We start from the raw sequence: 12076 nt of genomic DNA, 5'->3' as shown, positions 1-12076 counted from the left end.
TAAGGTGTTTATGCGACCTCAAGATTGCCGACATAGTACCAGTAGTTGACGAACCCTTCGGTCGGCGAGATCAATGTGCATATGCTGTTGACCGCGCGGAGCTTGAAGGGCTTGTACCACCCATCATCATACAATGAGTCCACTGGTACATCGATTATCCCTATCGCAAGGTCGTTCCTATAGAGAACCATCGTCACAAGGTAGTCCGTCTGCTCTCTGACCGGTGAGAACACGTACTCGTACCCAGCGTTATCGATCCAATAGCCGTCCAGGTAGACGTCGTCGATATACCATCCTGAGTAGGATGTGGCCCAGTCGGTCATGTAACGGAACCTCACCTCGATGACCTGCTCGTCATATGCGCTCAGGTCCCAGGTCACATACTGCCACGGGCTGTAGGAAGTGATCCCTGGTAGGTTGTCGACGATGGACTGCATCGCATTCGGGTCATGGTCATAGGTCGTGTATGCATTCTCTAACGAGGTCCAGGTCTTTCCCCCATCGGTCGAGACCTGCACAAATCCGAAGTCCCAATAGTCCTCCATGTCCCAACGTGTCAATATCGTCAGCTCGTGTATGGTTCCGATGGTCCCGGTCAGGTCTATGGTCCCCTGCAGGCTGTTGTCCATCTGGTCTCCTTGGTTGCTCCACCAATAGGACCCAAAATTCTGCCATCCGGCTTCGTAATCGTACTGGTCCCCCCAGAAAGTCATATAGGTGTTGAACCTCTCCCTGGTCCTCATGAACCCGCGGTGGGTCTGGATGTAATCGGTACCATATTCGCCGATCTCCCCTCCCATATCATCGTTTCTGTTGAACGTGCCACTGTTCATATCGTGAGAGATCATGAACAGCGCGCCCATGTCGGCGAGGGACAGCGTGTCATACTTGTACATACCATTTCCAGGTTGGTTCCCATCGATGAGGTTCGTTAGACGCCAGGCCTTGAACACCTTGTTGAACGTCCAATCGCCATAGCCCCGGGCGGCAAGCGTGTCCTCAATGCCCGCGATGCCGGTCTTGGTGTTCTTCACCAACGCCTGGATCGTCTCAGCACCTCCGAACTTATCGTTCAGGTATATGGTGAACAGGGCGGCCGCACCATAATCTGCAAGCTGGTCCCCGTCCCCCCATACCGTCAGGGAGTTCGAGGGCTCGTCCAGGAAGTTGCCTATGTGGCTGGCAAGGCTCATCTCCCCATATCCGCATACGAGCTCGGCATAATCGGAGCAGCCCTCATTGACGAAGCTCTCCTCCTGCGGGTCATACCAGTTGTGCAGGAGGTGCTGGTACTCGTGCGCCACGGTCGCCTCGTACAGATATGACCTGGCAGGGTTGGACGGCTGCTCACCGGTCCTGTTGGCCCAATCCCACATGTCTATGTGGATGATGTTCCTGTCATATGCATCAGAAAGGGTGCTGGAGAAGTATCCTACAACATAATACGGATATGTTGGGTAATAATAGTTCTCATCCCTTATGTTGTAGATCACTATCATGACCTTCCCACCATCTGTGTTGTTGAAGTAATCCCAACCTGGACCAAAGTATTCCGCGAGCATCGCCGCGGAGCCGTTCCTATCGCCAGGCACACCGAAGAAATCTGACATCTTCGGATAGATGTTGTTGTCGAACTCGTTCATTATATAGTTGACCTGGTCGGTGGAGATGTTGAACCTTGAGGTGTAGACGTTCCTCGGGTCCCCCGTCGGGAAATAAAGGTTCTTTCCGACCCAGACCTCGCAATGCTCGCCCTCGCCCATCTTCATCACGCTGACCAAATGATAGTTGCCAGTGTACAGGTTCGCAGCGATGTAGGTCTTGTTGGTGTAGATCGGGTCCGAGGTCGCGGTCTCATCGGCACCGATGGTCGAGGCCACCACATCCACTCCCTCATCCAGGTCCAGACCGCCTGTCATCATGGTTTTAAGATCCTCTTGCGCAAGCGTCATGGCATTAGGCTCAAGTACCGCCCTGCTCCGACCATCCAGGTCATCGACGGGCTTTGCGTCGGCCGAGGGAACGAAGATCAAGATCCCTGCCAACATCATCAAGGCCACCACCATGAAGCTAGCCATCTTCAATGTCATTTTTGACACGATGCTTTCCTCCTTATGTTCCTGCAGCTGAAGAAAATAGTCTCCTCTAGCTGCCATTGAGAATCAATACACCATTCTGGAATATAAGAATTTGACGCAGCCATTCCTCAGAGGATAATATCATTGGCCATGGGCAATCTTATTTAACATGTAATATCATGCAAAGTCCGGAGCGGAACAATTGCCAGTGAATCGTCTGAAGGGCAAGTTACGGGCGGCCCTGGAAATGCCTGAGACGTTGCCCTCCATGAGAAGATATTTCGTGAACACCATGTTCGATGCCACCTTCGTCATGCTCGGCATCATCATAGGCTCGGCCCTATCGTCGGAGCCAAGGCTCGAGATCATAATAACAACATTGGTGACAAGTGCCATCGCACTATCGATATCCACTGGCACAAGCGTCTATGAGGCGGAGACATTGGAACAGAGGAGGAGGATCGAGGAGATAGGGAGGGCGATGCTGACACCTGTGAGGGACACCTCCATCGGTAGGACCTCGAAGATGAGCATAAACCTGATCTCGATGGTGAACTCGATGGCCCCGCTCGTGGCTGGTGCTGTAACGATAACACCCTTTCTTCTGATATCTGAGAAGGACATCGATCTGGCTGCAGAGGTGTCCGTCGTCCTGGCGATAACCATGCTGTTCCTGACAGGGTATTTCATGGGCAGGTCCAGCAAGGGCAACCCATTGCTGAAGGGCGCGAGGATGGCCGTGATAGGGCTAGCGGCCTTCGCGATATGTTACATTATCGGCGGTGCGGTATGATCAGCAGATCCTTGGGACCGGGTCCCCGACCGGCGGCTCCAATATCCTCTTCCCACCTACCTCGGTCCTTAGCAATACATGCTTGGTGCTTGAGACAGCCCTTCCGATCATGGCGGCGTTCTTGCCATACGGATGTGACCTGACCACCTTCAGCACATCCTCTGCCATCTCAGGGACGACCCCGATGAGCACTTTCCCCTCGTTCCCGATGGTAAGCGGGTCCAGTCCTAGCATCTCCGCCGCGTTCCTTACCGGTTCGCTCATAGGGATGGACGTCTCCTCGAGCTCGACGCCGACCTTTGATTTCGAGGACCATTCATTGATCGCGTTCGCAAGGCCACCCCTGGTCGGGTCCTTCATACATACCACGCCGCCCACTCTGAGCACATCCGAGATGAGTCCGTTCAGGGGAGCGACGTCGCTCTGTACCTCGCTCTCGAAACCGTAACCTTCCCTGAAAGAAAGCAGGGCGATCCCATGGTCCCCTACATTGCCAGATATGATGATGACATCACCCTCTCTCAGATTATCATCGGTGAGCCACCTGGAGTCCACCTTCCTTGACCTAGATGCGACCTCGAGGTTGTGGTCCAGCCAATTATGGCGGCGCCCTATTGCCGAGGTCGTCACCACCATCCTTTCGATCTTACCAGATTCCATGACCTTTGTGTCCCCTGTCACAATGGGAACACCTGCCAGCTTTGAGGACGCTCCCATGCTCTGCATTACCTTCTCAAGGACCTCGAGCTCGAGCCCTTCCTCAAGTATCAGAGCAGAAGAGATCGCCAATGGTTCTCCCCCCATGACAGATATGTCATTGACGGTACCGCACACAGCGATGGACCCGATGTCCCCTCCTGGGAAGAACAATGGTTTTACGGTATGCGCGTCCGTCGTGAACACGACGTCGTCGACCACCGCCGAATCATCAAAAGAGTCCAGTGGGACCTCGGTCTTTACCTTTGGAAGGAAAGGGGCGATGTGCTTCGTTATGAGCTCCTGCATGAGCTCCCCACCAGCACCATGCCCCATCGTCACCCTTTTCATGAGGGCGAACATCGGACATTCTCTTTTAAAACCTTGCGAGAAGAACGTCAGGAAGACCGGTCGATGGATCTTCAGACCTCTCCGTACAGACCAGGTCAATATATGGTCTCATGGTGCGATGGAGTGATTAATATCAGTTTTATCCTGTTAGGAAAATAGGGGAAATGCCGGTCATTCTGAAAAATATGGTCTATATTCTATGAAGATAGGATTAATGCAGCCCATCTTTGGTCATTTTTCAACGGGTAAAATATGACCGAACCTAGAGAACGATCAAAGATCAGGATGCAGAAGATACTGACGATGGCCATCATCGCCGTCTTCTTCTGCTCCGCATTGCTGATGATGTTCGCACCGGCAACATCTCCCGATCCCAACGCAGACATCAGGAACGTCATAATGATGATACCGGACGGGTGCGGGGACGCCCACACCACATTGGCAAGGTGGTACAGCAGCGGTCCTCTGGCCCTTGACTCCATGCCATCTGGTATGATAAGGACCTATGGGGCCGATTCGATCATCAGCGATTCCGCTCCAGCTGCCACGGCCTTCGCCACAGGCCATAAGACATCGGACAAGTACGTAGGGGTCTTGCCAGGGACGGTCACCGTTCCGGGCGTGGAGGTCCCGAGCAGCGACCTCATGTACAGTCCCGTGGCATCGCTGGTCGAGGCGGCAAAGGCCAAGGGCATGTCGGTGGGCCTTGTCGCCACCGCAAACATCCAGCATGCGACCCCCGCGGGCTTCTCCGCACACTGGCCTGACCGTGGCAACTACAACGTCATTGCGGAGCAGCAGGTCTACATGGACCTGGACGTTGTGTTCGGGGGCGGGTCTCAATATCTCTTGCCTATCAGTGAGGGAGGGAAGAGGACCGACGGTGAGAACCTTGTGAACGTTCTGATCACGAGGGGATATCTCTACATCGATGACAGAAATGAGCTGATGTCACTGGACCCAGAGAATGTGGAGAAGGTCTGGGGCCTTTTTGCCCCCGATGCGATGGCCAAGGACTTTGACAGGTCATTGCCGATGAATAACGGACAACCTTCCTTGAGCGAAATGACCAGCAAAGCGATAGACATACTTTCCCGGAACCCGAAGGGTTTCTTCCTGATGGTCGAGGGAAGTCAGGTGGACTGGTCATCGCACGCCAATGACCCTGTGGGCGTGGTGAGCGAGACCCTTGCCTTCGATGCGGCCGTGAAGGTGGCCTTGGACTTCGCAAAGAGGGACAGGCACACGATGCTGTTGGCCTTCACGGACCATGGCAATGGCGGGATGAGCATCGGGAACGGTTACACGGACTCGACCTATTCCAAGCTCCCCCTCACGAAGATGCTGACCCCGGCGCTCATGAGCGCCAAGGTCACTGGGTCAGGTCTATACTATCTGCTGCCCAACGATCCTACCGAGCAACAGGTCAGGGACACGGTCGCGGCCTATTACGGTATCACCGACCTGACGGTCGAAGAGGTCCAGGCCATAAAGGCGGCGAGGGCGGGACCGAACAACATGGATTATGTCATCGGCCCGATGATGAGCAAGAGATGCAGCATAGGATGGACCACGACAGGTCACACTGGGGAGGATGTGACGCTCTACTCCTACGGTCCGCAAAGACCGATAGGTCTGTTCGAGAACGTCGAGATAGCAAAGCTGACGGCGGCCGCCTTGCACCTGGACCTTGGGAAAGCAACGAAGAATCTGTTCATCGATGCGAACGCGACCTTCGTGTCCATGGGGGCGACCGTGAGGTTCGATGTGAGCGACCCGGCCAACCCGGTGCTGGTCGTCGAAAAACCAGGCCTTAAGACCATGAGGTTGCATTATCACAAGGATGTCATCACCATCGACGGCAAGGACATCATTCTGAACGGCGTCATCATAGCCTCGCCCAAGGTCCAAAAGGTTTGGGTCCCGATGGACGCGGTCCTGCTCTTCCAAGGCAAGGCCAAGACATCCTCACAGCAGGGACAGACATCCATACCATTGTGGTACCTTGGCATGGATGCAGAGTCGATGGGCGAAAGATCCTTCACACCATTGTCGGCGGCCTTTGTTGTCAGCGGGTCGGTCATAGTGGCGATGATGACCAAATGGTGAAACTCCTTCCAAACAATCTTTCCTTTTTAGAACCTCATCTTTATCAATGAAATCCGTCATTACCACATCCTGACGGGCCCGTAGGGTAGTCTGGATTATCCTTTTGGCCTTCGAAGCCAAAGACTCGGGTTCGAATCCCGACGGGCCCGCCCGTTATTATTGCCAAATTCAATGACCTCTTGTTGATCATCAATAATTTTTATATATTCGGTCTAATCGGAATCAAATCAGATTGAAGAGTTGGTCTGGTAGAAATATTAGCATGTATACATAAATTCAATTTTTCAGATACAACTGTGACTTTGATAGAGAACCATCGGGATTAAAGATACATTGCAATCATTTTTTTAAACCCAGAAAAACAAGGATTGACCTCGTCGTGGAATATAATAAAGAGAGGAACTCATATTGTTAACGGGAGGGGGCATGGATAAAGAGGAAGAGGAGCCGAGATATATCTGTGGCAATCCACGGTGCTTAAAGACCGTGGGCGATGCCTATTTTTGTCCGTATTGCGGGACGAAGGTCCCCAGACAGGACAACCGAGCGGAAGAGGCGTATTGGGCATCGGTGGTGGAAAGAGGGCGCCAAAGGGCCATAGCAAGACTTGAACAGGAAAGACGGGAGCGGGAACGGGAGCGCATCTCAGAATTCTTCTGGGGCATCATCTCGTTCATCAGTCTGATGTGGTTCTGGCGTGCGATATTCAACATGGGGAGAAAGTAAAGATAATGGCAAGGTCTCAATAATTAATTTAAACAGCTTAAACATCATGATTTGAAAGATGGTGCGGGCGCTCAAAATTATGGGAAGATGGATATTGATGAGAAAAATTCGATTATTTAGAATTAGAAACGTCAACATGGGAGCGACCGTTGCGAAATAAGATCGGAGTTTCGGTTCCCATTTATGGCCGTCTTGATATGAAAGGAAACAATGCGATAGCCAATGGGACAGTGGTCACGGGCAAGGTCCAAGGGCAGCTCCTACGCATCACAACATGTTCATGTCCCTCACCCTATAAAACATCCATATCGACGTTTTAAAGGATAAAGACAGAAACTAAAATGCAATAGATGAACTTCATTTTGACGTTCCTATTTGAATACAAAGAGGAACGCATGGGATCGGACTATCTTGATAATGGCCCTTCTCAAATGTCGGTCTGGCTCGCTTTCTTCAATACCTCAATGAGCTTCTCCTCGGTCGGGACCCCGCCGAAAAGGGCCAACGTCTCATTGATGAACAGCGCAGGTGCCACCGCCGATCCGTACTTCTGGAACAATGGTCGTATCGGGGCCATGTACGCATAGGTAAGGGACATCATCGCCTCGGTGACCGTGACGAGCTCTATGTCGGCCTCTATCCCCGTCTTCTCCAGGACATCTTTAATGAGCTTCATGTACCTGGCATCATGGGCCGCGAACTGCGGGTTGCAACAGGAGAACGACAGGACGGTGAGCTTCAACTTATTCGCCATACAGCCCCCTCCCTACCATCCTTATCTTCTCGATGCCGAATATGTCTGTCTCGTAGAGCGGGACCTCTTTTATTATCTTCCCCTCGAAGCGTCTATGGATCTCCTCCAGGTACTTGTCCTGCGTGGCGCTCCTCCTCTCCAGGAACCAGTTTCCCTTAAGGACATCCTTTGGGATCACCTCGTTCACTATCAGGGCGGGGACCTTGATCCCGAACTTACCTAGGTCCTCGATGGCCCTGGCCGTCTCCTCGATCGGGAGCTTCTCCGGCAGCAGGACCATGTTGAAGGCCGAGATGTTCTCGTCCGACAGCCCCTTCACCGACCTGTCGTATCTCTCCTTCTCTGCCGCCAGGTCCTCGACCATCTTTTCATCATATACGAATCCTAAAGCCTCGGACAGCTCTCTTCGGTTCCTGATCTGGTTGGAGATGTAGCCTGACCAATCGAATGGCATCGACAGCTCCCTGAGCGTATGACCTGTGGGGGCGGTGTCGAAGACGACCTTGTCATGTTCCTCATCTTCAAAGAAGGAGACGAACTGGTCGAACGCCGCTATCTCCTCGGTGCACGGGGTGCTGAGGAGCTCGCTCCCGAAGAGCGAAGAGATGCCCGACAGAGTGCCCTCCAATCTCGTCTGGAACATGCCCATCGCCTTCTTCGGGTTGATGTTAAGGCCGCAAAGGTTCCTCTCGGTCCCGATCTTTGTCACCTCGGTCTCGCTGATATGCTGCCCGTAGATGGCCGAAAGGCTCACCGTCGGGTCGGTAGCCACCACTATGGTCTTGTATCCATGGTCCGAGAGCCAGGTGGCCGCCGCGGCCGCCATCGTCGTCTTCCCAACACCGCCCTTGCCGCCGAAGAAAATGAACTTCTTTTTCTCCAGGATCTCTCGCAGCCCGTTGTCCGTCATCCGCCTAAAGAATGCATGATCCCCGCTTATACATTACCACCAAAACATATGGGAGCCCTTCGAGGCCACGCACAACAGGGCCTCCGATAAGCTCGTTTTTTTAAGGACGACCACTTCAATAAATAATAAATATCGGCCAGTCAGCCTATTGATAAGGTGTTCTCATGAAAGAGAAGTTCAAAGACGCGCCTGAAGAGGTGAAGTTCAAAAAATTAAGGAAGTTCAACCTGGTGATGGGGATGCTCCATCTTCTCCAGGCCATAGTGATGCTTATCATAGCGGACTATGGCGTGAAGATGATCTTTACGACCTCCTACATCGACGCGGCGGGAGGATTCCCGCCCACAGGACCTGGCCCAGCTCAGGAGCTTTTCACGGTCTCTCTTGGCCCGATGGTCGCGATATTCCTGCTGATGTCGGCCATCGCCCATCTTTCCGTCTCAACCTTCGGGTATAATTGGTATGTAAGGAACCTGAAGATGAACATTAACAAGGCCAGATGGTTCGAGTACGCGGTCTCGAGCTCGTTCATGCTGGTGGTCATCGCATGGCTCTGCGGCATGTTCGATTTCATCTCGATCATGCTATTGTTCTCGCTGAACGCATGCATGAACCTGTTCGGCTACATGATGGAGCTTCACAACCAGACGACGAAAAGGACCGATTGGACGGCATTCATCTTCGGCTGTTTCGCGGGCCTTATCCCATGGATAGCGCTTGCGATGTACTTCACCGGCGTTCAGAACGGTAGCCCTCCGGACTTCGTGTACGGCATATTCATCTCGATAGCGTTCTTCTTCAACATCTTCGCGGTGAACATGGTGCTCCAATACAAAAAGGTCGGGAAATGGAAGGACTACCTTTACGGGGAGTACATGTACATAGTCCTGAGCCTTGTGGCGAAGACCGCCCTGGCATGGCAGGTGTTCGCGGGAACGCTCCAGGGATGAGCCACCCATCAAACCCTTTCCATATCATTTCACTCGATATTTTTCGACTGCACCATAAATGACAAGTCCATCATCGACCAATCTGGACACGGCCCCATGCCCACCGCAGACAAGACATCCCCTGCCCCCATGATCATGGCCCTCGTTCCATCCTCTTATCATCTCCAAGAGCATCATCCTCTCCTTCTCCGCCCTGTCGCTGTCGACGTTCACCGTGGTCATGAGGTCCTTTGCCAGCAGATTGAACTTCTGTCTCTCCTCGCTCAGGCTCTTGAAATTGATGACGCTGTCCCCACAGAAGACGATGCCGTGACGCTCTGATGCGAAGTATACCTGCCCATGCTGATGCCCTCCAAGGCTCTCCAGCACGGACAGCTCGAGGTCCGCGATTACGAACCTGCCGAGGACATTGAACCCCCATGCATGTCCGATGGGAGCATCGAATGTCATTATCTTCCGAGGGGGGATGAACCCCGAGAACAAACCGATGAGCTTGGTGTAGACCTCTTCCAGCACCGAGCTCTCAGAGACGGAACCGTATGCCCGGTTGGCCGCCTCTATGATTTCCTTGGCGCCAGCGTGCATCCAGACAGGAACGTCGAAATGTCCGGCGCCCCCGGCATGGTCGGCGTCGGCATGCGTGACGAATATCCTGGTCAGCTTCGAGAGGTCACCTAGGCCATGGTCGGCGAGCAGCCTCATGATATCGTTGTGGTATGCCGCATACCCTGAGTCGACCATGACCATCTCATCCTGAGAATGAAGGACATAGACGTTCCCGCCGCAGGGCATCTGGAAGCAGAACAGCTCGACCTGCTCTGTCACCTTGAGCCTCTGCACGTCCGCGTAGAACCCTGGTCCGACCGTGCTCTTGAGGCCTCTGCCCGTCTGGAGCACGCTCTGGAAAACCTTCTTCGGGTCCTTGTTGAGGTTGGTCAGCTCCTGCACGATGTGGTCTATGTCGGACAGCAGCTTCATGAGGAACTGGTCCTCTTTGTCACCTAAGATCGCCCTCAGCTCTTGTGCGAAGCGGATATAGAAGACAGTATCATCCAGGTTCTTCCCCGTAGTATCGTACTCGATTATCTCCAGAGGGTATCTGGACCTCAGCTGCTCTAGAAGCCCGTCCACCTTCGATATATCATCTATCGTCAGCGAGACCGTCAGCCTGTCCGGCGTCCTGCTCTTGTCATCGAAATCGAGGAAAGCTATGTTGCATCCCGAGGCGGTGGTGAAGTTCAAAAGTTCGAGAAGGGCCCCGGCCCTGTGCGGCAGATATACGTGGAACTTAAGGAAGCCCAGGCTCGAAAGGGAGGTCTGAAGGTAACCGATCTCCTTCAGCTCCCTTGCAATATGAGCATACTCATCCTCGTTGCAGGTGACCTCGAAGAACACGACATAGGGGTCTATCCTCCTGTCGTAATGGATCCTTTCGATGTTGCCCCTGTACCTCTTTACGATGGCCGCGGCCCTGTGCAGGGCACCTGGCTCATCCGGCATCCTAGCAATGAAGTGATATCGCCTGAGGCTCATCGGCCAAGGTCAATCCGTGCTATGAGAAAAATCTTGCCTCGCCGCCCTTGCATGGTCTTTGAGCATCATTTCTTCGAAGATGCATATTTGACCGCCACCTTCAAGGAGTTCAGCATGCACGGCTCGGCATAGAAATCCTTCATGTTCCTCAGTTCTTCGTACATGTCCTCCGGAGACCTTCCGACAAGGTCCCGCGCATCCCTGATCCCAAGACGGTAAAGCGCCTCCGCGGCGTTCTCGCCGATGCCGGGGATCTTCCTCAAGCGCTCTTTTACTTCCTTCTTCTCTTCACCGTCCATCGCAAGCATCCTTGGGATATCAGCGGAGCCTCGGGTTCATAATATTTTCCGGTCAGGGTTCTCATGGCCTCAGATGTACAGCGCGGAGGAGCACCCCTTTGACGGACGAACCGATCTCCATCGGGGTGAAGCGCTCCATCGTCATGTACCCAAATGTAAAGGCGAAATAGGGCACCAGATAGGCCCACCCGATGGTACCCACGAAGGCCAGCATTATGACGGCCATGTCGCTGAACGGTCTGTAGTGCAGGAACCAGTCCATGGCCCAGTGCATCTTGAGCTTGTGGGCGACCCCGTCCATTACCTCATCGACGAAACCTGCGAACAGCAGGATGACGACGACCCCCCAAAGGAACACGACCTCATATACCAACATCAGGAGGCACAGGGCCACAAGCGAGGTCGCGGTCCCAAGTCTGAAAGCAAAATTATCGATCTTCTTTGCCAGCACCAGACTTATGATCATCGCCAGGAAAAAGGCGGTCGAGAATGGCGAATCGAAGACCATAAGGCCCCCCATCACCACGCCGGATATCGCTGCCAGAAGGTTCGCGACCTTGAGGGAGTACATCTCCTCATCGTAGGCCTGGTCGATGAACTTGATCGATATGCCGAGGAATGCGTAGAGCGGGACGACGATAAATATTGGCAGCACGGATGTTCACCTCGTTCGTTGGTATTCTCTCGTCACTGGCTCTCATCAGACAATCGACGAAGGTTAAAATCCCTCGACCATGTGCCGAATACTTAAGGATTGCTACGCTGACCATAACTGAAGCGCAAGAGCATGGGCACGTCGTTCGTCGAAGGAGAGGTTCGATGCCAGCAGAATATCGTTGATTCAAATGTCAACGGTAGAACGACATTGATATAGCAT

Annotated in this window: 11 protein-coding genes and 1 tRNA gene; 5 read left to right on the top strand and 7 right to left on the bottom strand. The window is 53.3% G+C overall.

What is annotated here, in order from left to right; translation table 11 throughout:
- Positions 1 to 8: 8 nt before the first annotated feature.
- On the bottom strand, positions 9 to 2156 hold the full coding sequence (locus tag HPY73_04530; GenBank protein ID QLH74780.1) for an immune inhibitor A: 2148 nt from the start codon (positions 2154 to 2156) through the stop codon (positions 9 to 11).
- A gap of 124 nt (positions 2157 to 2280) precedes the next feature.
- Here HPY73_04530 and HPY73_04525 point away from each other — a divergent pair, with 124 nt between their 5' ends.
- Complete coding sequence (locus tag HPY73_04525; GenBank protein QLH74779.1) at positions 2281 to 2871, top strand: VIT1/CCC1 transporter family protein; 591 nt, start codon at positions 2281 to 2283, stop codon at positions 2869 to 2871.
- Here the strand turns inward: HPY73_04525 and hypE are convergent, their stop codons facing one another.
- On the bottom strand, positions 2872 to 3918 hold the full coding sequence (gene hypE / locus HPY73_04520; GenBank protein QLH75668.1) for a hydrogenase expression/formation protein HypE: 1047 nt from the start codon (positions 3916 to 3918) through the stop codon (positions 2872 to 2874). It lies immediately after the preceding gene.
- A 342-nt stretch (positions 3919 to 4260) separates the two neighbouring features.
- On the opposite strand from hypE, the gene HPY73_04515 reads away from it, so the two are divergent.
- The 3 genes from HPY73_04515 to HPY73_04505 all read left to right on the top strand — a co-directional run bounded on the left by HPY73_04515 (position 4261) and on the right by HPY73_04505 (position 6753).
- Entirely contained in the window at positions 4261 to 6027 is a 1767-nt protein-coding gene (locus HPY73_04515; protein QLH75667.1) for an alkaline phosphatase, read from the top strand.
- 74 nt (positions 6028 to 6101) lie between these two features.
- Positions 6102 to 6176 (top strand) — tRNA-Arg (locus tag HPY73_04510).
- Positions 6177 to 6453: 277 nt separating this feature from the next.
- Positions 6454 to 6753, top strand: a complete 300-nt coding sequence (locus HPY73_04505) for a hypothetical protein (protein QLH74778.1) — start codon at positions 6454 to 6456, stop codon at positions 6751 to 6753.
- A gap of 427 nt (positions 6754 to 7180) precedes the next feature.
- Here the strand turns inward: HPY73_04505 and HPY73_04500 are convergent, their stop codons facing one another.
- The gene (locus tag HPY73_04500) at positions 7181 to 7507 is read right to left on the bottom strand and encodes a thioredoxin family protein (protein ID QLH74777.1); all 327 of its coding nucleotides are present in this window, start codon (positions 7505 to 7507) and stop codon (positions 7181 to 7183) included.
- A complete protein-coding gene (locus tag HPY73_04495; protein QLH74776.1) occupies positions 7497 to 8417 on the bottom strand; it encodes a TRC40/GET3/ArsA family transport-energizing ATPase in 921 nt (306 codons plus the stop codon). Before HPY73_04495 ends, HPY73_04500 begins: the two co-directional genes overlap by 11 nt.
- A gap of 164 nt (positions 8418 to 8581) precedes the next feature.
- Here HPY73_04495 and heR point away from each other — a divergent pair, with 164 nt between their 5' ends.
- Positions 8582 to 9367 (top strand): heliorhodopsin HeR, encoded by a 786-nt coding sequence (heR, locus tag HPY73_04490; protein ID QLH74775.1) that lies wholly within the window; start codon positions 8582 to 8584, stop codon positions 9365 to 9367.
- 24 nt (positions 9368 to 9391) lie between these two features.
- Here heR and HPY73_04485 read toward each other — a convergent pair whose 3' ends face one another.
- From HPY73_04485 to HPY73_04475, 3 genes are all read right to left on the bottom strand, one after another.
- Positions 9392 to 10900, bottom strand: coding sequence for an MBL fold metallo-hydrolase (locus tag HPY73_04485; GenBank protein ID QLH74774.1), 1509 nt, complete (start codon positions 10898 to 10900; stop codon positions 9392 to 9394).
- A 65-nt stretch (positions 10901 to 10965) separates the two neighbouring features.
- On the bottom strand, positions 10966 to 11199 hold the full coding sequence (locus HPY73_04480) for a hypothetical protein (protein QLH74773.1): 234 nt from the start codon (positions 11197 to 11199) through the stop codon (positions 10966 to 10968).
- Positions 11200 to 11260: 61 nt separating this feature from the next.
- The gene (locus tag HPY73_04475; GenBank protein QLH74772.1) at positions 11261 to 11854 is read right to left on the bottom strand and encodes a hypothetical protein; all 594 of its coding nucleotides are present in this window, start codon (positions 11852 to 11854) and stop codon (positions 11261 to 11263) included.
- Positions 11855 to 12076: the final 222 nt, after the last annotated feature.

This window comes from Methanomassiliicoccales archaeon, from assembly GCA_013415865.1.
Taxonomy (GTDB): Archaea; Thermoplasmatota; Thermoplasmata; order Methanomassiliicoccales; family UBA472; genus MVRC01.
Note: the sequence above shows the minus strand (reverse complement) of the source record. Positions and strands in the feature narration are given on the sequence as shown.